Origin of the sequence: Enterobacter cloacae complex sp. R_G8 (genome assembly GCF_024599795.1) — a bacterium.
Classification (GTDB): Bacteria; Pseudomonadota; Gammaproteobacteria; order Enterobacterales; family Enterobacteriaceae; genus Enterobacter; species Enterobacter dissolvens.
Genome location: NZ_CP102246.1, coordinates 2,779,297 through 2,805,722 on the forward strand (window position 1 = coordinate 2,779,297; position 26,426 = coordinate 2,805,722).

The following is a 26,426-nucleotide window of genomic DNA, read 5'->3' on the forward strand; positions in this document are numbered from 1 at the left end:
TGTAAAGAAACGCAAAAAGCCGCGAGGATCGCTCCCCGCGGCGTTGTTTTTACGCAATTAACAGCTGATGGTTCGCCAGCAGCGTCGCCAGATCCGTCTGCACGCCGTTCAGCGTCACCAGGGCGGTTGGCGAGAACTGGCCGCCCGTCCCATCGAGGTCCACCTGGATCTCGGTGTTGCTGCCGTTCTGCACCACGCGGATGTAATCGCTGATATTGCCCGCGCTGCTGTCCAGCGTGGCCACGCCGTTCACGTAGCTCGCCGAGCCGGTGCCGGTATAGCCGCTGCCGGAGAGCAGGTCGCGCAGGTCAATACGATCCGTGTCCGCCGTCCCTTCCCAGGTGCCGACCGTAAAGCCGTTCACCACGTCGTGACCGTTACCGCCCGTCGCATCCGTTGCGTTGATCAGCTTGTAGAGCAACGTATCGTGACCGCCGCTGCCGATGTTGAAGGTGTCGTTCCCGCCGCGGCCTTCGAACTGGTTATCACCGCTGTTGCCGGTAATGACGTCGTCGAAGTCCGAGCCGTTGATCCCTTCAATGTTCAACAACCGTGTGGTGCCAAACCCGGTGTCCTGCGCCGTGGAGAGGCGTAAATCGACGGTAATGCCGGACGTCGCGTTACGATAATCCACCACATCCATCCCACCGGTATTGCTCCAGGTGTCGTAGTCGGAATGGGTATTCCAGCCGCCGGAGCCGTTATAGGTATAGGTGCCGTCCTCTGCGATAAAGGTGTCGTTATACCCGGTCCCGGTGATCGTCCCGCTGTGGCCGCCGGTCGCCGCTTCGGCCGTCAGGACATAGCCCTCTTTGCCGTTACCCGCTTCCAGACCGTTCCAGGTGACGTTATCCGACACGCCGTTGGTGATCTTGACGATCTCTGCCGAGTAGGTCTCGTTCGGATCCAGTCCGTAGAAACTCACCAGGGCAGAGGTATCGTTCGAGCCGATACCGGACTGGGCATTGATGATCTGCGACGCCACCAGTACGCCCGCGGCGTTGTACAGGTTGACCGTGTTGCCGTAGTAGGCGTTGATGCCCTCGCTGTCGACAATGTGCAGGTGCATCGCGGTGCCGTCGGCAATGGTTTTGCTGTTTTGTACCAGCACCACCTTGCCATTCTGCTGCGACACCAGCAGATCCTGCGCGCCGTCCCAGTTGTAATCCACCGCGGCCACGCCGGTCGCGTAAGCAATACCGGACGCCAGCTGGCCTGATGTCCAGCTTGAGCCGTAGCCGTTGTTGGTGAACAGAGTCGCCGTCTGCGAGCCGCCGTAGGTGCTGAGCTTGATGATGTCCATCTGCCCGTCACCGTTCCAGTCCACCGCCACCGACAGGTACCCCGCCGTGGCGTTAGAGGCTTCAACCGCGCTCTTGGTCGTGGACAGCTGTCCTGCGCCATTGTTGTAGTAAATCACCCCACCGGTGTTGTTGTAGCTGCTGCCCAGGTACAGATCCATGTAGCCATCGCCGTTGAAGTCCGCCCACGTCATGGACGCCGCCGTGGTGGTATTTGCCCCGTTCACCACAAATACGTTGGTCAGGTTCTGGCCAATGGAGAGCGTGCCGTTGCCGTTGTTGTTGATCACGGTTAACGAGTACGCGCCGCTGCGGTTGGTGTGCTGAACAATATCCACCGTACCGTCGTTATTCAGGTCAACGCCCGAGATTTCACGCCCGGAGTCAAACTGACCGTAGAACCCGCCTTCACCGCCGGTGCCATCTGGCGACAGGACGCCGTTGTTGTTCACCAGATAGGTCAATGAGTCCATACCGGCATCGCCATACGCCAGATCCAGATAGCCATCCCCGGTTTTGTCGTACGCAATCACGCCGCCGTACCAGATGGTGGTGCCCATCGCCAGCTGGCTGGCGTTATAGGTGCTGCCATCGTAGGTCCACATCACCTGCGTAGAGCCCGCGTAGGTATTTTCCGTCGCGAAGATATCCTGCGTGCCGTTACGGTCGAAGTCAGCGGCGGTCTGGCTCACCACGTAATAGCCGCGGGTGTTGGTCAGCGTATTGCCAGCATAGGTCGAGCTATCGCTGCTGGAGTAAGACTGGCCGTTAGCAATGATATTCCACAGGCCACTGCTGTTCGTGCCGACGGTCATGGTGGAGTTGTTGCTGTTCCCCGCCGTGGTCGCCCAGTCGGTATTCACGGTGGTGGTATCAATCACCAGGCTGCCATTGGCAATACCGGTGGTGTTACCGTTGCCCGCGCTGCTCTTCACCTGTGCTGTGACGCTATAGCTCGCCACGCCCAGCGCATCGCTGTCCGGGATCTGCAGATACCAGGTGTTATGATCCGGGTCGACGACGACCGCACCGCCCGTCTGGGAGGTGTAGGTTTTACCGTTCACAATCACCACCAGATATTCCCCGTTCACCAGGTCTGCGGAGACCGTACCGCTGACAATCGGCGTGGTATCGGAGGTGGTCTGGGCGGTAATTGCCGCCGTGGTGGTCGGCACACGGGTATCGACGTTCAGCACAAACCCGTCCGATTCCGTGTAGTTACCGGCTTTATCGGTGACGCGCACAATGTAGGTGTGGTTGCCATCGCTCAGGCCGTTGTCCTGGAAGGACCAGCTCGCGCTGCCGTTCATGGTCACCTGACCGAGCAGAATGCCGTCGCGATAGAGCTGCACGATTTCGCCGTCGTCCGGGGCGCGGTTCAGCGTACCGTTGATCAGCGGCGAGGTATCATCCGTCGCCACCGACGCGCCGTAAGTGCCCTGACGCTCGCCTTCACCGTCGGTGTAGCTCACCACGCTACCCACGGTGGTTGGCGGCGTAGTATCCACCGTCACCACCTGCGACGCGGTGGAGCCAACGTTGCCTGCCTGGTCGATAATTCGTACCTGGTAGGTGTAATCCCCGTCAGGCAGATCGCGGGTATCGGTGTAGCTCCAGCGCTGGTTCGTCACCGTGGTGTCAATCCACGTATTGCCGCCGTCGAGGCTGATCTGCACCCGCTCGTCGCTCGCCAGCGCGCTGCCCAGCGAACCGTTGATGGTCAGCGTGGTGTCCATGGTGATGAAATCACTGCCGGACTGCCCGGTATCCTCGCTGATGCTGTCGATGGTGACGCCGTACTGCGGCGCCTGGGTATCCACCGTCACCGCCTGCGAGGTGGTTGCTCCGACGTTACCCGCCTGGTCAACAACCCGCACCTGGTAGTTGTAGCTACCGTCGGTCAGGGTACGCGTATCGTTATAGCTCCACTGCGTGCCGCTCACGGTGGCGTAGACCCAGGTAGTGCCGCCATCCATGCTCACCTGAACGTACTCACCCGCCCCCAGCTCCGCACCGAGCGTGCCGTGCAGGGTGTACGAGGTCGAACTGGTCAGGAAGTCGTTGTTGTCGAAGCCGGTATCGACGGTGATGTTATCCACGCTCACCGTAATTGCCGCATCCGGGGCCACCGTGTCGACGGTGACCTGCTGATGGGCGCTGGCGCCTACGTTACCGGCGGCATCGACCACGCGAACATAGTAGTCATAGGTGGCGTTACCCAGCGTGCGACCGTCCACGTAGTACCAGCTGTTGCCGGTCACGATGACGTTCTGCCAGGTCACGCCGCCGTCGATGCTGATCTGCGCGTATTCCCCGTCGGCCAGCGTTGCGCCGAGCGAGCCGTGCAGCGTCAGGGACGTATCGTTAGTGATAAAGTCGCTGCTGCTCAGACCGGTATCGTCACTGATGCTGTCGATGGCGATCGTTTTGCTGGCGTCAGGTGCAACCGTATCAATGGTCACCACCTGGCTGGCGGTGGCACTGATGTTCCCCGCATCGTCAATGACGCGCAGCTGGTAGTTGTAATCCCCGTCTACCAGCGTACGGCCATCCACATAGGTCCAGCTCAAACCGCTGACGCTGACGTCGGTCCAGGTCAGGCCGCCGTCGAGGCTAATCTGTGCATGGTCACCGCTGCCCAGCGCCGCGCCCAGCGTCCCTTTCAGGCTGATCTGCGTGTCGCTGGTGATAAAGTCGCTGCCGGACAGACCAGTATCCTGGGTGATGGAATCAACCGTGATCGTCGTGGCCGCAGGCGCGGTCAGATCAATCACCACGTCCTGGCTATCCGTTGCCCCCACGTTGCCCGCGTTATCGACAACACGTACCTGGTACTGGTACGTACCGTCGGTCAGGGTGCGGCCGTCGGTATAGCGCCAGGTTGTGCCGGTCACGCTCAGATCACTCCACGTGGCCCCACCGTCCAGGCTGATCTGCGCCTTCTCGTTGTTGCCGAGCTGCGCGGTCAGGGAGCCGTTGACCACAACGTGGCTGTCGTTGGTGATGAAATCAGTCGCGCTCAAACCGGTGTCGTTTTGCAGGGAATCAATCGAAATTCCCATCGACGGCGCGGTCAGATCGACGGTCACGGTGTGGTTATCGCTGGCGCTGTTGCCTATGGTATTGCTGACCTGCGCGTTAATCACGTACGAACCACCGTCCGCCAGCGCGCTCACGTCTGCGCTGCCGACCGTATAGCGCCAGCTGCCGTCATTCTGCACAGTCGCCGTATAGGTTTTACCGTTCAGCGTAATGGTCACCGTCTGGCCCGCCGGGGCGTCGGTGGTGCCGCTGACAGTCAGCGGCGTGCCGTGCTCGGCGGCGTTGACGATATCGTCCTGCGCAAAGGTGTTAATGGTGATGGTTGGGACATCGCCGTTCAGAGTGACATCATGCGTGGCGCTGCCCGGGTTGCCCGCCTTATCGCTTACCGTGGCGGTGATGGTGTAATCCCCGTCGCTCAGGCCGAGGAAATCACGACCCGGCACGAAGACCGACCACGAACCGTCTGCCGCGACGGTCGCCTGATAGCTGTGACCGTTGAAGGAGACCGTCACCATCTGGCCCTGTTCCGCCGTGGTGGTGCCACGGATGGTCTGCCCCGCCAGCTGCTCGGCGTTGTTGACGATATCGTCATCCGCAACGGTGCTGATAGTTACCGTTGGCGCGACGGTGTCCACCGTTAAGGTGTGCGTGGTCTGGCCGCTGTTACCCGCTTTATCATTGACCGACGCGGTCACCGTCAGCGCGCCCTGGTTGAGTGCAGCCAGGTCAGCGGCCGGAACATCCAGCGTCCAGGTACCGTCGTTGGCCACCGTGGCCGTGTAGGTTTTGCCGCCCAGCGTGACGGTGACGCTCTGGCCCGCTTCCGCGCTGGAGGAGCCGTGGACGGTCAGCGGCTGCTGCGCTTCCGCTGCGTTCAGCACGTCGTCGCCCGACAGCGTGGCAATGCTCACCACCGGCGCAGTGGTGTCCACGCTGATGCTGTGCGTTGCCGACGCGCTGTTGCCCGCGCTGTCCTGCGCCGAAACAGAAACCTGATAGCGCGCGCCATCCGCCAGTGCCCCCACGTCGGCCGCCGGTACAGTGGTGCTCCAGCTGCCGTCGCTCTGGATGCTGGCCGTATAGCTCTTGCCGTTCAGCGTCACGGTAACCTGCGTGCCGCTGGCGAACTGGGCGCTGGAGCCGTTAATCACCAGTGACGAACCGGCTTCCGCCGCGTTGATGACATCGTCATCGCTAACGGTGTTCACCGTCAGCGCCACGGAGGCGGTGTTCACCACCACGTCGTGGGTCTGGGTGCTACTGTTGCCCGCGCTGTCGGTAATGGTTGCGCTGAGGGTCACGGTGCCGTCGGTCAGTGCGGAAATCACGCTGGCCGGAACGCCCACGCTCCAGTTACCGCTGGCATCGACGGTGGTGGTGTACTGGTTCGAACCGATGGTGATAACCACCTTATCGCCGACATTCGCGCCGGTTGCGGTGCCGCTGACGATCTGCGCCTGCGCATGTTCAACGCTGTTGATCACGTCATCGCCCGCCACGACGTTAAAGCTGACGGTCGGCGGCGTGGTATCCAGCGTAATCGCTTTACTCGCGCTGCCCGGGTTACCCGCCGTATCGCTGACGCTCACCTGCACCGTATAGCCATTATCAGCCAGTGCGGACAGATCCGCGGATGGCACGTTGACGCTCCAGGTGCCGCCCGGTTGTACCTGGGCGGTATAGCTGTTGCCACCCAGCGTCACGGTGACCGTCTGCCCGGCTTCCGCCGTGGTCGTGCCGGAGACCGTCACGCCAGAGGATGCTTCGCTACCATTGATGACGTTATCGCCTGCAACCGTATCAATGGTGACGCCTGGCGCGGTGGCATCCACGCTGTACTCACGCCCTGCGGACGCGCTGTTGCCGTGCGCGTTGGTGACGCTCACCTGCACGCTGGCATCGCCGTCTTTCAGGCCCGCGAGATCCGCGGACGGCACGGTGGCGGTCCAGTTGCCGTCGGCATCGACGGTGGCGGTGTAAGACTTGCCGCCAAAGGTGATGGTAACGGTCTGGTTTTCTTCCACGTTGCTGGTGCTACCGGAGAGCACCAGATCCGCACCTTTCTCGGCCGCGTTAATCACGTCGTCGGTGGCAATGGCGTTGATGCTGATGGCAACCGCTGTCAGATCCACGTTCACATCGTGGTTAATGGAGACCGGGTTACCCGCGGTACTCTGGCCTGCCACGGTCACGGTGACCGTACCGGCCGCCAGGGCCCCGACGTCTGCCGCCGGGATCGCCGCACTCCAGGTGCCGTCGGCCAGCACCGAAGCCGCATAGGTTTTGCCATTCAGGGTCACGGTGAGCGTTGTGCCCGCCGCCAGCCCGTCGCTGGAGCCGGAGACGATCAGGTTCTGGCCATGCTCGATGCTGTTGATGACATCGTCGCCCGCCACGGTGTCCACACGCAGACCCGGCAGGTTGGCGTCGATGGTGATATCGCGTTCGCCCGCACCGGTGTTGCCGTGGCCGTTGGTAACGGTCGCTGATACCGTCAGGTCGCCGTTGCCGAGCGCGGTCAGGACGTCGGATGGGACGTTAACAGACCAGCTCAGATCGCTTTGCACCGTCGCGGTGTAATTATTGCCCCCGATGGAAACCGTTACGGTATTGCCCGCTTCGGCGTTCGCCACGATACCGCTGATGGTCTGGCCTGCCGCCACTTCCGCCGCGTTGATGACGTTGTCGCCCGCCACGGTGTTGATGGTGACGGTCGGCAGCGCAGTGTCGACCAGCAGGTTCGCACTGTTGCTCACGCTGTTGCCCACGCCGTTGGTGGCGGTCGCATTCAGGGTGTAGTTCGCCTGACCCAGCCCCGCCAGATCGGCGGCCGGAACCGTCAGGCTCCAGGTGCCGTCCGCCGCCGTCGTGGCCGCGTAGGTTTTACCGTTAAGGGTCACGGTCACCACGGTACCTTCCGCCAGGTTGGCGCTGGTGCCGCTGATGCTCAGATCCTGGCCTTTCTCCACCGCGTTCAGGACGTTGTCATCGCTGATAGCGTTGAAATTGACTGAAGGCAGACCGGTGTCCACAGTCACGCTATGGGTGCCGGAACCGGTATTGCCCGCCGCGTCAGTGACGGACGCCGTGACGGTCACTGTGCCGTCGCTGAGGCCAGAAATAACGTTGGCGGGTACGCCCACGCTCCAGTTGCCCGCCGCGTCGAGCACGGTGGTGTAGCTCTGGCCGCCAATGGTGACGGTGACCTTATCACCCGGTGCCGCACCGGTGGCGGAGCCACTGACGATCTGCGCCTGCGCGTGCTCGGCCACGTTAATCACGTCGTCACCGGCAATGGTATTGATGGTCACCACCGGAACGGTCATGTCCACCGTCAGATTATGATCAACCGACGCCGGGTTACCCGCCTTGTCGCTGACCGATGCGGTGACGGTCACGCTGCCATCGCTGAGCGCCGCCAGATCCGCTGCCGGGATGTTCAGCGTCCAGTGACCGTCTGAACTGACCGTTGCGGTGTAGTCCTTGCCGTTCAGGCTCACGGTCACCGTCTGGCCCGCTTCTGCGGTGCTGGTACCGGAGACGGTCAGGTCAGTCTGTGCTTCCGTGGCGTTGAGGATGTCGTCCGTCGCCAGGGTGTTGATGGTCACGGACGGCGCGGTGGCATCCACGCTGTACTCACGGCCCGCCGAGGCGCTGTTGCCGTTGACGTTGGTGACGCTCACCTGCACGCTGGCGTCGCCATCCTTCAGGCCCGCCAGATCCGCCGCTGGCACGGTTGCGGTCCAGTTGCCGTCGGCATCGACCTGCGCGGTATAGATTTTACCGCCCATGCTCAGGGTGACGGTCTGCCCGGCTTCTACGTTGGTGGTGGCGCCAGACAGCACCAGATCCGCGCCCTTCTCCGCCGCGTTAATCACGTCGTCGGTGGCAATGGCGTTGATGCTGATGGCCACCGTTGCCAGATCCACGGTGACATCATGGCTGATGGTAATCGGGTTACCCGCCGTACTGTCGCCGGTGACGCTGATCTTCACGGTGCCTTCCGGCCACGTGCTCACATCCGCCGCCGGGACCGCCGCGCTCCAGGTGCCGTCCGCCAGCACCGTTGCGGAATAGTCTTTCCCGTTGACGGTCACAGTCAGCGCGGTGCCAGGGGTAAGCCCGTCGCTGGAGCCGGTGATAATCAGGTTCTGGTTGTGCTCGATGGTGTTGATCACATCATCGCCCCCCACGGTGTCCACACGCAGGCCCGGCAGGTTGGCGTCGATAGTGATGTCGCGTGCGCCAGAGCCGGTATTGCCGTGGCCGTTGGTAACGGTCGCGGTGACGCTCAGGCTGCCGTTGCCCAGCGCGGTCAGGACGTCGGACGGCACGTTCACGGACCAGCTCAGATCGCTCTGCACCGTCGCGGTGTAGCTGTTGCCGCCAATCGTCACGGTTACGGTATTACCCGCTTCGGCATTCGCCACGGTACCGCTGATCGTCTGGCCTGCCGCCACTTCCGCTGCGTTAATGACGTTATCGCCCGCCACGGTGTTGATGGTGACGGTCGGCAGCGCAGTGTCGACCAGCAGGTTCGCACTGTTGCTCACGCTGTTGCCCACGCCGTTGGTGGCGGTCGCATTCAGGGTGTAGTTCGCCTGACCCAGCCCCGCCAGATCGGCGGCCGGAACCGTCAGGCTCCAGGTGCCGTCCGCTGCCGTGGTGGCCGTGTAGTTTTTACCGTTCAGGGTCACGGTCACCACGGTACCTTCCGCCAGGTTGGCGCTGGTGCCGCTGACGTTCAGATCCTGACCTTTCTCCACCGCGTTCAGGACGTTGTCATCGCTGATAGCGTTGAAATTGACTGAAGGCAGGCCGGTATCAACGGTCACGTTGTGGCTGCCGGAACCGGTGTTGCCCGCCGTGTCAGTGACTGACGCCGTGACGGTCACTGTGCCGTCGCTGAGGCCGGAAATCACGCTCGCCGGTACGCCCACGCTCCAGTTGCCCGCCGCGTCCAGCACGGTGGTGTAAGTCTGGCCGCCAATCGTGACGGTGACTTTATCACCCGGTGCCGCACCGGTGGCGGAGCCACTGACGATCTGCGCCTGCGCGTGCTCGGCCACGTTAATCACGTCGTCACCGGCAATGGTATTGATGGTCACCACCGGAACGGTCATGTCCACCGTCAGATTATGATCAACCGACGCCGGGTTACCCGCCTTGTCGCTGACCGATGCGGTGACGGTCACGCTGCCGTCGCTGAGCGCCGCCAGATCCGCTGCCGGGACGTTCAGCATCCAGTGACCGTCTGAACCGACCGTTGCGGTGTAGTCCTTGCCGTTCAGCGATACGGTTACCGTCTGTCCCGCTTCGGCGGTGCTGGTACCGGAGATCGCCAGGTCAGATTGTGCCTCCGTGGCGTTGAGGATGTCGTCCAGGGCAATCGTATTAATGGTCACGGACGGCGCGGTGGTGTCCACGCTGTACTCGCGCCCCGCAGAGGCACTGTTGCCATTGTCGTTGGTGACGCTCACCTGCACGCTGGCACCGCCGTCCTTCAGGCCAGTCAGATCGGCCGCTGGCACCGTGGCGGTCCATTTACCGTCAGCACCCACGGTTGCAGTGTAGAGCTTGCCAGCGAAGGTGATCGTGACGGTCTGGTTTTCTTCCACGTTGCTGGTGCTGCCGGAGAGCACCAGATCCGCGCCCTTTTCAACTGCGTTAATCACATCGTCTGTGGCAATGGCGTCGATGCTGATGGCAACATTTGCCAGATCCACCGTCACGTTGTGACTGATGGACACCGGGTTACCTGCGCTGCTTTGCCCTTCAACGGTCACGGTGACCGTTCCTGCAGCCAGTGCGCCGACATCCGCTGCCGGGATCGCCGCGTTCCAGGTGCCGTCGGCCAGCACGGTCGCCGGATACGTTTTACCGTTTACGGTGACGGTCAAGGTGGTACCTGCGGTCAGGCCATCGCTGGATCCGGTCACAATCAGGTTTTGACCGTGTTCGATGGTGTTGATCACATCATCGCCCGCAACGGTGTCCACGCGCAGACCCGGCAGGCTGGCGTCGATGGCAATATCGCGCTCAGCGGAGCCGCTGTTGCCCACATTGTTGGTCACGCTGGCGCTCACCGTCAGTTCGCCGTTACCCAGCGCCGTCAGGACCGATTCCGGCACATCGACGGACCAGGTCAGATCGTTCTGCACCGTTGCGGTCCAGGTGTTGCCGCCAATCGTCACGGTCACGGTGTTGCCTGCTTCGGCATTCACCACCTTACCGCTGATGGTCTGACCTGAGGCCACTTCCGCTGCGTTAATGACGTCGTCACCCGCGACGGTATTGATGATCACCCCCGGCAGAACGGATTCCACGTTCACGGTGTGCAACGTGCTGCTGCTGTTGCCGACGCTGTCCGTTGCCGATGCGGTAACGGTGTACAACGCTTCACCCAACGCGCCGACCTGATCTGCAGGAACGGTAGTCGTCCATTTCCCGTTGCTGTCGACCATCGCGCTGTACGCTTTGCCGTTCAGCATCACGGTCACCACTGCGCCTGTCGCCAGGCCGGAAGCCGTACCGGAGATCGTCAGGTCCTGGGTTTTCTCGGTGTTGTTGATCACATCGTCACCGGAAACGGTGTCAATGGTCAGTACCGGCGCGGTCAGGTTCACCTCCACGCCGTGCGTGGCGCTGTTGCTGTTGCCCGCTTTATCGGTCAGCGCCGCGGTAATGGTGTAATCCCCGGCCGCCAACGCGGTGACGTCCGCCGCAGGCACGCCCACGCTCCAGTTGCCTGAGGCATCCAGGGTGGCGGTGTAGGATTTGCCGTTGAGGGTAACGGTGACCACGTCGCCCGCCGCCGCGCCGGTTACGGAACCCGTGACAATCAGCGCCTGCGCATGCTCGGCGCTGTTGATCACATCGTCGTCGGACACGGTGTTAATGGTCAGCTGTGGCACTGTGGTATCCACCAGCACATCGCGATCCGCAGAGGCCGGGTTACCCGCTTTATCGGAGACGGCGGCACTGATGGTGTAGTTGCCGTCGGTAATCGCGCCCACGTCTGCAGACGGCACGGTCACGCTCCAGCTGCCGTTCGTTTGTACGGTGGTGGTGTAGTCCACGCCGTTCAGGGTCACGGTGACGGTCTGGCCCGCTTCGGCGTTGGTCACGCCGTTAACGACCAGATCCTGCTGCGCTTCGGCCGCATTGATGATGTTGTTGTCGCTGACAATTTCAATAGACACCGTCGGCGCGGTGGCGTCCACGCTGTACTCGCGGCCTGCCGACGCGCTGTTGCCGTTCACGTTGGTGACGCTCACCTGCACGCTGGCATCGCCGTCCGTCAGGCTGCCCAAATCGGCGGACGGTACGGTCGCCGTCCAGTTGCCGCTGGCATCGACCGTCGCGGTGTACGACTTGCCGCCGAAAGTGATGGTAACGGTCTGGTTTTCTTCCACATTGGTGGTCGAGCCGGACAGCACCAGGTCCGCGCCTTTCTCTGCCGCGTTAATCACGTCGTCGGTGGCGATGGCGTTGATGCTGATGGCAACGGTCGCCAGATCCACCTTCACGTCGTGGCTGATGGAAACCGGATTGCCCGCCGCGCTCTGGCCTTCCACGGTCACGGTGACCGTGCCCGCATTCAGCGCGCTGACGTCTGCCGCCGGAATGGCCGCCGTCCAGGTGCCATCCGCCAGCACGGTAGCCGCGTAGGTTTTACCGTTGACGGTGACCGTCAGCGCAGACCCGCTCGCCAGCCCGTCGCTGGAGCCGGTAATAATCAGGTTTTGCGCGTGTTCGATGCTGTTGATCACATCATCGCCCGCCACAGTATCGACGCGCAGGCCCGGCAGGTTGGCGTCAATAGTAATGTCGCGCTCGCCAGTTCCGGTGTTGCCGTGGCCGTTGGTGACGCTGGCTGACACCGTCAGTTCGCCGTTACCGATGGCGGTTAAGACCGTGGACGGCACGTTGACCGACCAGCTCAGATCGTCCTGAACCGTCGCGGTATAGGTATTGCCGCCGACTGAAACAGTGACAGTGTCACCGCTCGCCGCGCCGCTCACTTTGCCGCTCAGGGTCTGCCCGGCAGCCACTTCCGCTGCGTTAATGACATCGTCCGTGGCAACAGGGTTGATGGACACCTGCGGCAGCGCGCTGTCGACCAGCACGTTATGGCTGGTGTTTGCACTGTTGCCTGCGGTGTCGGTTACGCTCGCCGTCACGCTGTAGTTCGCTTCCCCCAGAGCCGACACGTGAGCAGCCGGAACGGTCACGCTCCAGTTGCCGCTGGCGTCGGTGGTGGCGGTATAGTTGATGCCGTTCAGGGTCACCGTAATGGTGGTGCCGTCCGGCTGGTTGCTGGTGCCGGACACCAGCAGATCCTGACCTTTCTCGGTCGCGTTGATCACGTCGTCAACCGCCAGGGTATTGATGGCAACCACCGGCGCGGTCAGGGAGACGTCAAACTCGTGCGTCGCCGTAGTGCTGTTGCCGGCTTTATCGGTGAGGGTAGCGGAAATCGTCTGCTCGCCGTTAACCAGCGCGCCCACGTCCGTCGCCGGAACGCCCACGCTCCAGCTGCCGGACGCATCCAGCATGGCGGTGTACTCTTTGCCGTTCAGGCTCAGGGTAATCACGTCGCCCGCCTGCGCGCCCGTCACCTTGCCGGAGACGATCAGCGCCTGGCCGTGCTCGGCAATATTCACGACGTCGTCGCCCGCAACGATGTTGAATGAAATCTGCGGTACGGTGGTGTCGACCAGCACCGAGGAGCCCGCGCTGGCCGGGTTGCCTGCCTTATCGGACACGCTCGCCGTTACCGCCGCGCTGCCGTCGGTGATGCCTGCCATATCCGCCGCCGGAACGTCGAGCGTCCAGCTGCCGTCCGCCTGCACCTGCGCGGTGTACTGATTGCCGTTGAAGGTCACGGTGACCGTCTGGCCTGCTTCGGCAGTAGAGGTGCCGCTCAGGGTCAGATCCTGCGCCGCCTCTGCCGCGTTCAGCATATTGTCATTGCTGATAGTGTTGATGGCCACCGTCGGCGCGGTGGTATCGACGCTGAATTCCTGCGCCGAAGACGCCGCGTTGCCGTTCACGTTGGTGACGCTGACCTGCACGCTGGCGTCGCCGTCTTTCAGGCTGCTCAAATCAGCTGACGGTACGGTCCAGGTCCAGTCGCCGTTGGCATCCACCGTCGTGGTATAGGTTTTACCCGCGAAGGTGATGGTTACGGTCTGACCCGCCTCAACGTTGGACGTGGTGCCGGAAAGCACCAGGTCCTGGCCTTTTTCCGCCGCGTTGAGCACGTTATCGTCGGTCACGCTGCTGATGGTGATGGCGACAGGCGCGAGATCGACGTCCACGATGGTCCCGATAGCCACCGGGTTGCCGGAGGCATCCTGCGCGCTTGCCTTGATATCCAGCGAACCGTCCGCCCACTGGGACACGTCGGCCGCCGGCACCGCCGCCTGCCAGGTGCCGTCCGCCAGTACCGTTGCGGAATAATCTTTGCCGTTGATGGTCACGGTCACGGTGCTGCCCGCCGCCAGATCGCTACTGGTACCAGACACAATCAGGTTCTGCGCGTGTTCAATCACGTTAATCACGTCATCACCTGCGACGGTATCAATCCGCAATCCCGGGAGCTGGGCGTCGATGTTGAAGTCGAGAGAAGAGGAGCCGGTATTGCCGTGCGCGTTGGTCACGCTGGCGGATACGGTGAGGTCGCCGTTGCCGAGCGCGGTAAGCTGGCTCTCGCTTAACGGCAGGCTCCAGGTGAGATCGTCCTGCACGGTAGCGGTATACGTCTGGCCGCCAAGGATAATAGTGACAGTGTCACCTGACGCCGCGTTCGTCACCTTACCGGTCAGGGTTTGTCCTGCCGCCACTTCCGCTGCGTTAACGATATTGTCGCCCGCCAGGGTGTCGATCATCACCACCGGCAGCGAGCTGTCCACCAGCACATCGTGTGAGGTTGAGGCGCTGTTGCCTACGCTATCCGTGACGCTCGCCGTCACGGTGTAATGGGCTTCTCCCAGCGCGCTAACGGCTGAGGCCGGTACGGTCACGCTCCAGTTACCGCTGGCGTCAGTAGTGGCGTTGTAATTGATGCCGTTCAGGTTAACGGTGATGCTGGTCCCTTCTGGCTGGTTACTTGTGCCGGAGAGCAGCAGATCTTCACCCTTCTCGGTCGCGTTAATCACGTCGTCCGCCGCCAGCGTGCTGATGGCGATAACAGGCGTCACGGTATTCACCACCACATCCAGTGAACTGCTTCCGGTATTGCCGGATCGGTCGGTCACGGAGACATCGATGGTCCAGGTACCGTCCGTCAGACCCTGCACGACGGACGCGGGCAGGCCAAGGCTCCAGTTCCCCGCCGCATCCACCACCGTGGTGTAATCGACGCTGTTAATGGTGACGGTCACCCGATCGCCCGCTGCCGCACCGGTGACGGAGCCGCTCAGGATCTGCGCCTGTGAATGCGCGAGCTGGTTAACGGTATTGGTGTCGGTGACAAAGTCGTTAATGGTTACCTGCGGGACGGTCGCATCCACCAGCCCAACGCGGTCTGCGCTGCTGCTGTTGCCCGCCACGTCACTCACGGTTGCCGTCACCGTGACGGTGCCGTCGGTCAGAGCGCCGACATCCGCAGCCGGTACGTTCACCGTCCAGGTCCCGTCACTCTGGACGGTGGTCTGATAGTGCTTGCCATTCAGCGTAACGGTAACCGTCTGTCCCGCCTCAGCATTGCTGCTGCCGCTTAAGGTCAGATCCTGCTGCGCTTCGGCCGCATTAATGATGTTGTCGTCGGTCAGGTTATCGATCGTAATGGAAGGCGGTAAGGTATCCACGGTCACCACGCGCGACGCGTCGGCGCTGTTGCCGCTGACGTTCGTCACGCTGACGCTGACCTGCGCGCGTCCGTCGATCAGCGTCTCCATGGCGCTGGCCGGCACGGTCAGGCTCCAGGAGCCGTCCTGCTGCACCTGCACGGTAAAGGTCTGGTCGGCGAATTTCACCACCACGGTCTGCCCCGCTTCCACGCCCTGCGTCTGGCCGGAAAGAGTTAAGTCCGCGCCTTTTTCCGCCGCGTTCAGCAGGTCGTCGCCGGAGACGGTATCAATGGTGACCGCCACGGCGTTCAGATCGAGTTCAATCGGGTGTTCAGCCGCAACGGTATTGCCCCAGGCATCTACCGCGCTGACGCTAACCGTCATGCCGCCCGCCGTCCAGGCCTGCAGGTCCGCCGCCGGAACGCCGATCTGCCAGTTGCCGCTGGCGTTAACCGCGGTAACGTACTCAACGTTGTTGATGGTGACGACAATCTGCGTCCCCGCGGCCAGATGGGTACTGGAGCCGGTGACGCTCAGATCCTGCTGCTGTTCAATGGCGTTGATCACGTCATCGCCGGAAATGGTGTTCACACGCAGGCCCGGCAGCTCCGCGTTGATATTGATATCACGCTCGCCGGTGCCGGTATTGCCGTGCGCGTTAGTGACGGAGGCGCTGAAGGTCAAATCGCCGTCGCCGAACGCCTGAAGATCCGCTGACGGGATTTTCACGCTCCAGGTCAGATCGCTGCCAACCGTTGCGGTGTAGTTCTTGCCGCCGACGGTGACAGAGACGGTATCGCCTGCCGCCGCGCCGGTAACGCGTCCGCTGAGGGTTTGATCGACGCCCGCTTCGGCGTTATTGACCAGGTTGTCGCCCGCAAACGTATTGATAATGACCTGCGGCTGCACGGTGTCCACCAGCAGATTCGCCTCGGCAGAGCCGCTGTTACCCACGCTGTCGGTGCCGCTGACGCTCACGGTGTAAAGGGTGTTCGCCAGATTCAGCACGTCAGAAACCGGTACCTGAACCGTCCAGATACCGTTTTCAACCGTGGCCTGATAGTCAACGTTGTTTAACGTGACGGTGATGGCGCTGCCGTTTGGCAGGTTGCTGGTGCCGCTCAGGCTCAGGGGCTGCATCGCCTCCTGCGCGTTCAGGACGTTATCCTGGCTGATGGCGTCAATCGTGAATTCCGGCGGGTTTCCGCTCAGCGTCACGCCGTGCGTCGCGCTGCCGGTGTTGCCCGCAGCATCAGTGACGGAGACAGAAATCGTGTGGCTGCCCTCACCGAGTGCGCCGATGACGGAGGCAGGCACGCCGACGCTCCAGCTGCCGTCGGCAAGCACCACGCCGGTAAAGCTCTGGCCGCCAACGGTCACGGTCACCACGTCGCCTGCCGCCGCGCCGCTCGCCTTCCCGGAAACAATCTGCGCCTGGCCCTGCTCGCTGGTGTTCAGAATGTCGTCACCCGCGACGGTGTTGATCGTCACAACGGGAGCGGCGGTATCAACCGTGAAATCGGCAGTGGTGGAAGAACCGTTACCCGCTTTGTCGCTGACGTTGACCGTCAGGGTGTGTCCGCCGTTAGCCATCGCCTGTACTTCACCGGCAGGAAGCGTGACGGACCAGGTGCCGTCGCTGCCCACGGTCGCCGTGTGATTTTTACCGTTCAGCGTGACCGTCACAATCTGGCCCGCTTCCGCATCGGTTTTACCGTTAATCGTCAGCGGCTGATTATGTTCAGCGGCGTTAATGATATTGTCCTGCGCGATCGCGTTCACGGAGAGCGCAGGCGCAACGGTATCGACGCCAATCGTCTGACTGCCGCTCACGATATTACCCGCCGCGTCTTTGCCGCTCACGTTGACCGTCCAGGTGCCGTCGCCCAGCGCCTGCGCGTCTGCGGCAGGGACCTTCACGCTCCATGCGCCATGGGTGCCCACGTTCGCGGTATAGGTTTTGCCGTTCAGCGTGACGGTCAGTTCCGTTCCCTGCGCCAGGTTTTTGCTGGCACCCGAGAGCGTAAAGCCTGCAGATTGCTCGCTAGCGTTGATGACGTTATCGCCCGCCGTTGTTGCCAGCGTTACGCTCGCCTCGGCAGTGTCAACGGTCACGGTGATGCTACCTGCGGAGGTGGTTTTACTGCCGTCGATCTGCACCACTGACCAGGTATGCTCCCCGTCAGCCTGGGTGGGAAGTTGTACTGTCCAGGTCCCCTCTTTACTGACCATGGCGCTGGCAATGGTGCTGCCGCTGCTGTCTTTGATCTGAATGGTCGCACCCGGCTGGCCGGTACCGCTAAAGGTTGGCGTGTTATCGTCAGTGATCGCTTTTGCACTCAACACACCCTGCTTGTCACCCGCGTTATCGGTGAGCAAAAAGGTCGGCGTTGCACTCTCAACGTCTTTCGTATTATCAATGACTTTGGTTTTTGTTTCGCCATCACCCCCGTGCGCAAGCAGTGCACCGATGGCACCGCCGCCTAATGCCGCCCCCGCAATCCAGCCCCACGGTGCATCGCTCAGCAAACTGCCCTGCTCAAGGAAGGGTTCAATGCTGCTGATTGGTGTGGCCTGTGCGGTCAATTCGGTAACGGCTACGCCTGACGCTTCCCCGGCATCGGCAAAAGAAATATGTGTTAATTCCTGATTATCGTTAAATACCAGTTCGGACTGGTTATGGGTTTCAGGATCTTCAACAAAATAGTTATTGCAGCGAATAACGCTGCCATCTTTCATATAAATGAGGAGGTCTTTTCCCTGGCGGACGTAACGCACCACGTCCTGAGCAGAACCCTGGATTTCAATCACGCTCGGCGATGAAATGGAGACCGACAGATTACCTTCGCCGGTTAATTTCGTTTTCTCCGCCGTTTTGCGAATGATGACATCAACAACTTTAGTGTTACTCATATTTCTCTCCTTGCAGGTGCACGGATTCCTGTGGATATGTCCACCAGATGGATGTAGCTATCCCTGGGAAAATTCACCCATTATTTTCAGACTTATTTCGCGCAACAATGCGCGTATTTTTTCAACTCAAATCGGGTAATTTTGCGGCAGCGTTTTTCTCAATTCCAATAAGCGGCATAAGATTATCAACAGCGGCAGCGTAATTAATTGCCGAACTCCAGCCATCATATTCCGCGATTATTTTCGCGGAGGTGGCCTGCCAGACGTCCTGTTCAACGCTGAGCAAATCATTAATGCTGCGCTTGCTCAGGGTATATTCATTTCGGTAGACCTCGCGCGCACGTAACGCACTCTCCAGCTGTAACGCTCCGGCGGCCATTCTTCCGCGCGCGCCGGTCCAGTCTGCCTGCGCGACGGAGGCTTTTTGCAGCACATCGAATCGCGCCTGATCGACCTGAGACGACGCCATCGCCCTGGCCCCTTCAGCCTGACGGACGCGAGCGGACACGGCTCCCCCCTGATAAAGGGGCGCATCGATATTGAGCTGTATCTGGTCATCCCAGTAAGAACGGTTATCGGACTCATAACGCGTGCGTCCTCCTTTCAGGCTTAAGGTTGGCCAGTGCTGAGATTTTGCGGTTTCCACGCCATACTGGGCCGAACGTTCCATATTCTGCGCGGCCATCACCGCCGGTATCAGTGAATAATCAATCTGGTTAACGGCATCCTGTTCAACGGCGAGCTTCGCAGGCACCGGTGAATAGGATTCAGCCTGCATGCCCGTCAATACCGCCAGTCTGGCGCGGGCACTGTTTAACGCGGCGCTGTACTGTTCAACCGTCGCCTGCATTCCGGCGATCCGTGTGCGAGTCTGCAGTTCATCGGAGGTTGAACTTACGCCCGCATCCGCGCGCAGTTTCGCCAGTTGCTCCACGTTTTTGAGGGCCTGAACATTCTCTTTAGCCGCCTCTAACAGATCGCTGTAGCGTTTGACTTCCACATAGCTCAGCGCGGTTTTTTCCGCCACCGCTGAGAGCGTCTCCATCAGCTGGTAACGATAGCTATCACGTCGCGCAGAAGACTGGCTGATACTGTTATTCGTCTTTCCAAAGTCATAGATAAGCTGCGTGAGGCTCAATCCCCAGGCCGCGGAATTTCTCAGCGACCCGCTGGAATCGGTAGTCTGGCTATGGCCTGTACTGCCGTTCAGCGATATTTGCGGCATCCATCCGCTACGCGCTTCATCTATTTGCGCCTGACCAATACCTAATTGTGCCGCCTGTTGGCTGACCGACGGATCGCGATCGATGGCAAACAGGATACTTTCTTTTAACGTTGTCTTTGGAATCGGGGCAATACCCACCACACCGCTATTGGCATTGGCTGTATTGATGCCTATCGAAATTAATATCAGCGTTGCGGATATTCGTAACGATTTATAATTTCGCCATATCGTCATTTATATCTCCCTGAGTTTACGTGTTGTTCAACCATTTACCCAAAAAGAGGTATAGATATTCAGACAAATATTACTCACCCCCCGTCGTAAATTTTGGGTAAAAGCTCCCTATACCCATTTCCATTGGAGATGAGAGCCGTTCTGTGTCCTATATAAAATTAAGAATTTACTTACTTCTTAAACTGGTTGGCAGCATAACAAAATGTGGTATAAGCAACTACACCCACAATGTTATCGTGGTGTTACAAATAAGAAAAATCATGGGGTTTCTGGACAAAGTCTTAAAAATGGCCTTTCAAGTGAAACAAACAAAGTCCTTGTTATTTAAGTGAAATTAGAAATTCGTCGGATGTACATTTTTGCGTTAATTTCATGGCGCGTCAGACACAAAGATTTTCAAAGAACTGTCAATTTAAGTAACTGCCCCATCTCTTTTGGGATCAAAAGCTATACGGGCTGAATATTTTGGCGCATTATCTCTTAAATTAATTTATTAATGAAATAAAACACCGGTAAACGATTGCTAACTGGTTACATAAACCAAACGGTCAGAATAAACATCGTCATAACATACTGATTACCCCTCGCAACCGTACACTTATATTTAATCAATATAAAATCAATAATCACTGCTTTGAACTAAAAAGACGTTCCCCTTCCCTTTGCGACAAAATGCTGTATTATGCAAACTATTGCGACATTTTGCAGGATTCATCCTATGCACAAAACCGCCCGTCAAAAATATGTGCTCGAGATCATCAGCGAGCAGGGACAGGCCAGTATCACCGAGTTGGCGGAAAAGCTGCAGGTTTCAGCCGATACCATTCGCCGGGATCTGACAGACCTCGAAAAACAAGGGCTGGCGCAGAAGAACCACGGGGGGGCTATCGCGCTGAATCTCTCGGCCATGAATCGCCAGGGCAGAAACACGCTCCTGCCGGACACCAAACAGCGGCTGGGAAAACAGGTGGCACAGTCTGTTCCGGCGGGTTCAACGCTGTTTCTGGATGCGGGCAGCACGGTCATGGCGGTGGCCACTTTCCTTCAGGGGCCGCTGACGGTGATCACCACCTCGCTGGATATCGCCCACTATTTTAGCGACCGGGAGGATATCGACCTGATCCTGCTCGGCGGGAAGTGGGATCAGAAGCAACGCCTGTTTGCCGGCGGTGCTACCCTCTCCCTTCTTTCGCGGTATCGGGCGGATATCGCCATTCTCGGCGCCTGCGCCCTTCATTCATCACTCGGTCTGAGTGCCAGTACAGAGGCTGATGCCGAGGTAAAACGGGCGATGCTTGCCGCCAGCCAGGCGCACTGGATCGTCGCGGACCATCTGAAAGTCAACCGCTGTGAACCTTACCTGGTATGCGGGTTAGAAGAAATTCATCAACTGTTTTTAGATCGTCCCTGGCCTGAGCTTGGGGACCAGAGCGCAGTGCATGTCACGGTTTGCGCGCATCAACGTGGAGAAGGTCATGAGTAAAATGAAGACAATTAACATTGCGCTGATCGGGTATGGATTTGTGGGTAAAACCTTCCATGCCCCGCTGATCCAGGCTGTGGACGGGCTTAAACTGGCGGTGGTTTCTTCTCGCGACGCGGAAAAGGTTACGCGCGATCTGCCGGACGTGCAGGTGGTCGCCACCCCGGAAGAGGCCATCACGCATCCGGACGTCGACCTGGTGGTGATCGCCTCCCCGAACGCGACCCATGCGCCGCTGGCCACGCTGGCCCTGAACGCAGGAAAACATGTGGTGGTGGATAAGCCTTTCACGCTCGATATGCAGGAAGCGCGCGATCTGATCGCCCTGGCGGATGAAAAGCAGCTTCTGCTTTCCGTGTTCCATAACCGCCGCTGGGACAGTGATTTCCTCGGCATTAAGGACGTTATTGCGCAGGGCACCCTCGGCAAGGTGAAACTGTTTGAGTCGCACATCGATCGCTTCCGCCCGGAGGTGCGCGTGCGCTGGAGAGAACAAAACGTACCGGGAAGCGGACTGTGGTTTGACCTCGGTCCGCATCTGATCGACCAGACGCTGCAGCTCTTTGGTCTGCCTCAGTCGGTACAGGGGAATATCGCGACGCTGCGCGACGGTGCCGAAGTTAACGACTGGGCGCATGTGGTTTTAAATTACCCTCAGCATAAGGTCATCTTGCACGCCAGCATGCTGGTAGCAGGTGGCACCGCGCGCTTTACCGTTCATGGCGACAAGGGCAGCGTAGTGAAAGCCCGTATCGATCAACAGGAAGCGCAGCTGCTGGCCGGCGTCGTTCCGGGCAGCAAAACCTGGGGTGAGGACAGCGACAGTATGGTGTTCTTCGGGGCTGACGGCGCGCCGCAGACGATTGCCACGCCGAAAGGCGATCAGCGTCAGTATTACATGAATGTGCGCGATGCTCTGCTCGGGAAGATTGCCAATCCGGTTCATCCTGTCGAGGCGTTAGCGGTGATGGCGGTGCTGGAAGCGGCGGTGAAATCGTCAGAGGCCGGGTCAACCCAGGGGCTGGCATTAACGGCTGAAGAGCGTGCTCTGCTGCAATAAAAAACGGGTTTTGTAGGCCGGGTAAGCGCAACGCCACCCGGCGAGAAAGGCGGCAAAAGTATTGAGGACTACTGCCGCTTTTTCGGCATCATGCGCAGCAGCGTATTATCTTTCCAGAAATAGTGATGCATCAGCGCCGCCGCCGCGTGCAGGCCAATGACAAAATAGCCGAGGTTCGCCAGCGTCTCGTGCCACTCTTTTAGCCCATCAGCCAGGTCAAAGTTGGATTCCGCCGCGTGCGGCATGGCGATGCCAAAAGCAAACCAGTCGTTTCCACGGTTATACATCATCACCAGGCCAATCAGCGGCAAAGCAATAAACAGCAGATAAATCACCAGATGCCCCAGATGGGAGAGCCCGGTGATCATCGCTTTCGGTTTCGGCTCAATCGGCGGCGCGCGGAACTTCAGGCGCACCAGCAGACGTGTCACCATCAATACCAGGATCGTGATACCGCATGAAACGTGGATCATATTGATCACCGGTCGGTCGGTACGCGGAAAGAAGCCTCTGAACTCCATGGCGCAGTAGGCGACGATGACTAACAGAAACACCAGCCAGTGGATGCCGATTTGCAGGCTTGTATATTTAGTGCGCATGTGATTTCCCGATAAAAAACAGTTACCGGGCCAACATAACGACCTTTCCTTAAAAATTCATTAACTTTTCTGTATGGGTTTTCAATTACTTCCTCGCGCATGAAGCATCTTCAATTGCCGCCCCGGCGCTCATGGTCTAAGCCTGGATAAGTTCAAACTGTCGCATCGACACGTTTACAGGAGAACACCATGAGTAAAATTGGCATTAACGGATTTGGACGCATTGGACGCCTTGTACTTCGTCGCCTTCTTGAAACCCAGGACAGCAACACCGTCGTCGCCATCAACGACCTCACCTCTCCCAAAGTGCTGGCTTATCTGCTCAGGCATGATTCAAACTACGGGGGTTTCCCGTGGAGTGTGGATTTCACCGAAGACGCACTGATTGTGGATGGCAAGACGATCGCGGTGTACGCCGAGAAAGAGGCCAAACATATTCCGTGGAAAGCCGCAGGGGTGGATATCGTTGTGGAATGCACCGGTTTTTATACGTCGGAAGAGAAATCCAGAGCGCATCTGGCTGCAGGTGCCAAAAAAGTGCTGATCTCCGCACCTGCCGGTGAGATGAAAACCATTGTGTTTAACGTTAACGACGACACCATTGACGCCAGTGATACCATCATCTCCGTCGCCTCCTGCACCACCAACTGTCTCGCCCCGCTGGCAAAAGCCCTGCACGATGCCTTTGAAATTAAAGTGGGCACCATGACCACCATTCACGCCTATACCGGTACCCAGGCGCTGGTGGATGGTCCGCGTGGCAAAGATCTGCGCGCCTCACGCGCGGCGGCAGAAAATGTTATTCCTCATACCACGGGTGCCGCAAAAGCAATTGGTCTGGTGATCCCGGCCCTGAGCGGCAAACTGAAAGGCCACGCCCAGCGCGTGCCGGTGAAAACCGGTTCGGTAACCGAACTGGTCGCCATTCTGGGTAAAAAGGTCACCGTTGAGGAGATCAATGCCGCACTGAAAAAAGCGACGCAGGGGAATAAATCATTTGGGTATACGGATGAGGAGATTGTGTCGTCCGATGTGATTGGCTCGCACTTTGGCTCGGTGTTTGACGCCACGCAGACCGAAGTGACCGAGGCGGGCGATCTGCAGCTGGTGAAAGCCGTCGCCTGGTATGACAACGAGTATGGGTTTGTGACGCAGCTGGTGCGCACGCTGGATAAGTTTGCGGCGCTGTAATTTTCCCCTCACCCTACCCCTCTCCCCAACGGGGCGAGGGAATGGTCCCGTGCTTAGATTATTGTACGTTCCCCCTTGAGGACAGGATCCTGCTGTAACTGTTTCCATGCGGCGGTCACCGCCTCCGGAAAGGGCACGTGAGCGATAAAATCCCGCCCGGCCGGGCCATAGCCGTTAACGTCATCATACAGCCGCGGCAGCTCCCCCAGAACCAGCGAAAGGTAGCGCTCAACGGACCACAGCCCTGCATTATCCCCCCTAAACTCCACGCCCTCTGTGCCGTTTTGCAGCGTCGGCGTAACCCCCGGAAAGCTGACCCACTGCGGTGACGCGGGCTCGTCCCGGCACACGCGGGTAAAAGTCGCCATCGTGCGGCGCTGCATCGTCGGGTCCTGCACCACCAGCATCTGCCCGCTTGTCCGCTGACGCTGTTTCAGCATGTTCCAGCTAAAACGCGCGTTTTCACCGCAGTTGGTTGAGCGATCTTCAATCCAAAGGTGCGCCTCGGGGATCTGCCAGAACTCCCGCGCAACGTCGGCAAGAATGCTCGCTTCCGCCCGGCTGGCGACCGGTACGCTGTGATATTGCGGGTGATGACGAACGGCTTCATACAAAAACGGTGTCGAATGGCCGATGCCGCCGCTAATGAGAAGCGGCACGTTCTGCGCGGCGGCAATACGGCAGGCCGCATCGATAGTCGGGATCACCGCGTTGCCAGCCAGAATCACCACATCCACGTCCGGAGCCTGACGGGCTGCGCTCAGGTCGTCCTGCGCCAGCCATTTGCCAACGGTATTGATGGCCGCCAGGGTTGCGTCCGACAGAACAGTAAAATGGGGCTTAACCATGATGAACTCCTCCTCGGTTTCTCTTCAGGGTAGCGGCTTCAGACTATAAACGCTGACGTGAGCACCGAAAACTAAACGGTATTTTATTGCCGATTTTGTCATTATTCTGAAATAACCAGAAACATCCAAAAACAATTAGGTTGCACCTGCATATTATGCTTTCCAGTTTCTGTCGTACAAAACATCCTGTTGCCGATTCCGTTTGAAAAAGCACCCAACGCTGCTAATTTCACCGTGATCTGACCAGTTTTCTCCCCCCTGCGCTTGCCAAATACACCATCCAACCCTAAGTTGCTTAACAATTTAATAACCTTTTTCATCATCACAGGTTGCACCTGAAGCGCGCCAGGTGACACCTCATACATCACCAACGTGGCGGGGTTGCAGGTCATGACAGAACATGAAAGTACGACGACGGTATTACGAAAAAATAAGAAGGTGTTAATTGCCAGCCTTACCGGGAGTGCCATTGAATGGTTTGACTATTTTCTCTACGGTACAGCTGCCGCGCTGGTCTTTAATAAGATCTTTTTCCCGATGGTCGATCCGGTGATCGGGCTCATACTCTCGTATCTCTCTTTCTCATTAACCTTTTTTATACGTCCTATTGGCGGGGTACTTTTCGCCCATATCGGCGACCGCATTGGCCGTAAAAAAACCCTTGTACTGACCCTCTCTTTGATGGGAGGTGCAACCGTTATGATTGGCCTGCTGCCCACGTATGAGATGATTGGCCTGTGGGCGCCTGCTCTGCTGATCCTGATGCGTATCATTCAGGGGATGGGCATAGGCGGTGAATGGGGTGGCGCGCTGTTGCTGGCCTATGAATACGCGCCCGAAAAACGTAAGGGGTTCTTCGGCAGCATTCCGCAGGCGGGCGTGACCATCGGCATGCTGATGGCAACTTTTATCGTTTCGCTGATGACCCTCTTCAGCGAGGAGGATTTTCTCTCCTGGGGCTGGCGTATCCCGTTCCTGCTGAGTTCGGTTCTGGTGTTGCTCGGCCTGTGGATCCGAAAAGATATCGATGAAACGCCTGATTTTCAGAAAGTAAAAGCGTCCGGTCAGGTGGCTAAGGCTCCCCTGCGCGATACGCTGAAACATCACTGGCGTGAAGTGCTGATTGCCGCCGGTCTCAAAGTCGTGGAAACCGCGCCGTTCTATATTTTCTCTACGTTTGTGGTGAGCTATGCCACCAGCACGCTGGCCTACCAAAAATCGCAGGCGCTGGAAGCCGTGACGCTGGGAGCCCTGGTGGCCACGATAATGATTCCGTTAATGGGGTTGCTCTCGGATAAAATTGGCCGTCAGCGTATGTATGCCACGAGCGTCTTTATCCTGGGTTTGTTTATCGTGCCATGGTTTATGTTGCTCAATACCGGAACAACCTGGGGCATTGTGATCGCGACGGTCATCGCCTTTGGCGTGCTGTGGGCACCGGTAACGGCGGTACTCGGAACGCTGTGCTCTGAAATCTTTAGCGCAAACGTGCGCTACACCGGCATTACGCTCGGCTACCAACTGGGTGCCGCGCTGGCTGGCGGTACCGCCCCGCTGATTGCTACCGGCCTGCTGGCAAAATATGACGGCGACTGGGTTCCGGTGGCCTGGTATCTTGCCGTCACGGTGGTCATCTCCTTAATCGCGATCTTCTGCGCCAGCCGCGTTAAGCGTGCAGCACACCTCCAGGTACAGCCCGAACGTCTCTGACCTTTCCCGGCCCGCCCTGCG

Annotated in this window: 9 protein-coding genes; 4 read left to right on the top strand and 5 right to left on the bottom strand. The window is 59.3% G+C overall.

Features of this window, described 5'->3' with window-relative positions:
- Positions 1-49: 49 nt before the first annotated feature.
- Both NQ842_RS13180 and NQ842_RS13185 read right to left on the bottom strand, forming a co-directional pair.
- On the bottom strand, positions 50-18,055 hold the full coding sequence (locus NQ842_RS13180) for an Ig-like domain-containing protein (protein WP_257255934.1): 18,006 nt from the start codon (positions 18,053-18,055) through the stop codon (positions 50-52).
- Between the two features lie 121 nt (positions 18,056-18,176).
- Positions 18,177-19,514, bottom strand: coding sequence for a TolC family outer membrane protein (locus NQ842_RS13185; protein WP_043951626.1), 1,338 nt, complete (start codon positions 19,512-19,514; stop codon positions 18,177-18,179).
- Positions 19,515-20,232: 718 nt separating this feature from the next.
- Between NQ842_RS13185 and NQ842_RS13190 the strand changes: the two genes are divergently transcribed.
- A complete protein-coding gene (locus NQ842_RS13190) occupies positions 20,233-20,997 on the top strand; it encodes a DeoR/GlpR family DNA-binding transcription regulator (RefSeq protein ID WP_014831838.1) in 765 nt (254 codons plus the stop codon).
- Positions 20,990-22,057 carry an oxidoreductase gene (locus NQ842_RS13195; protein WP_257255935.1) on the top strand — a complete coding sequence of 356 codons (1,068 nt, stop codon included), beginning with the start codon at positions 20,990-20,992 and terminating at the stop codon, positions 22,055-22,057. The genes NQ842_RS13190 and NQ842_RS13195 overlap by 8 nt, the downstream gene beginning before the upstream one ends.
- A 68-nt stretch (positions 22,058-22,125) precedes the next feature.
- Here the strand turns inward: NQ842_RS13195 and cybB are convergent, their stop codons facing one another.
- Complete coding sequence (cybB, locus tag NQ842_RS13200; protein ID WP_047361975.1) at positions 22,126-22,656, bottom strand: cytochrome b561; 531 nt, start codon at positions 22,654-22,656, stop codon at positions 22,126-22,128.
- A 189-nt stretch (positions 22,657-22,845) separates the two neighbouring features.
- Here cybB and gap point away from each other — a divergent pair, with 189 nt between their 5' ends.
- Complete coding sequence (gene gap / locus NQ842_RS13205) at positions 22,846-23,847, top strand: type I glyceraldehyde-3-phosphate dehydrogenase (RefSeq protein WP_257255936.1); 1,002 nt, start codon at positions 22,846-22,848, stop codon at positions 23,845-23,847.
- Between the two features lie 53 nt (positions 23,848-23,900).
- Here gap and NQ842_RS13210 read toward each other — a convergent pair whose 3' ends face one another.
- Together NQ842_RS13210 and NQ842_RS13215 are read right to left on the bottom strand one after the other, a co-directional pair.
- Positions 23,901-24,695 (bottom strand): YdcF family protein, encoded by a 795-nt coding sequence (locus tag NQ842_RS13210; RefSeq protein WP_257255937.1) that lies wholly within the window; start codon positions 24,693-24,695, stop codon positions 23,901-23,903.
- Between the two features lie 101 nt (positions 24,696-24,796).
- Positions 24,797-25,021: a hypothetical protein gene (locus tag NQ842_RS13215; RefSeq protein WP_125365129.1), complete on the bottom strand. Its 225-nt coding sequence runs from the start codon at positions 25,019-25,021 to the stop codon at positions 24,797-24,799.
- A gap of 64 nt (positions 25,022-25,085) precedes the next feature.
- On the opposite strand from NQ842_RS13215, the gene NQ842_RS13220 reads away from it, so the two are divergent.
- Positions 25,086-26,405: an MFS transporter gene (locus NQ842_RS13220; RefSeq protein ID WP_014831832.1), complete on the top strand. Its 1,320-nt coding sequence runs from the start codon at positions 25,086-25,088 to the stop codon at positions 26,403-26,405.
- Positions 26,406-26,426: the final 21 nt, after the last annotated feature.

Bases quoted from the DNA above. Each gene is read 5' to 3' on its own strand.
- gap (WP_257255936.1), top strand. From the start codon at position 22,846: ATGAGTAAAATTGGCATTAACGGATTTGGACGCATTGGACGCCTTGTA.
- NQ842_RS13220 (WP_014831832.1), top strand. From the start codon at position 25,086: ATGACAGAACATGAAAGTACGACGACGGTATTACGAAAAAATAAGAAG.
- NQ842_RS13210 (WP_257255937.1), bottom strand. From the start codon at position 24,695: ATGGTTAAGCCCCATTTTACTGTTCTGTCGGACGCAACCCTGGCGGCC.
- NQ842_RS13180 (WP_257255934.1), bottom strand. From the start codon at position 18,055: ATGAGTAACACTAAAGTTGTTGATGTCATCATTCGCAAAACGGCGGAG.
- NQ842_RS13195 (WP_257255935.1), top strand. From the start codon at position 20,990: ATGAGTAAAATGAAGACAATTAACATTGCGCTGATCGGGTATGGATTT.
- NQ842_RS13190 (WP_014831838.1), top strand. From the start codon at position 20,233: ATGCACAAAACCGCCCGTCAAAAATATGTGCTCGAGATCATCAGCGAG.
- cybB (WP_047361975.1), bottom strand. From the start codon at position 22,656: ATGCGCACTAAATATACAAGCCTGCAAATCGGCATCCACTGGCTGGTG.
- NQ842_RS13185 (WP_043951626.1), bottom strand. From the start codon at position 19,514: ATGACGATATGGCGAAATTATAAATCGTTACGAATATCCGCAACGCTG.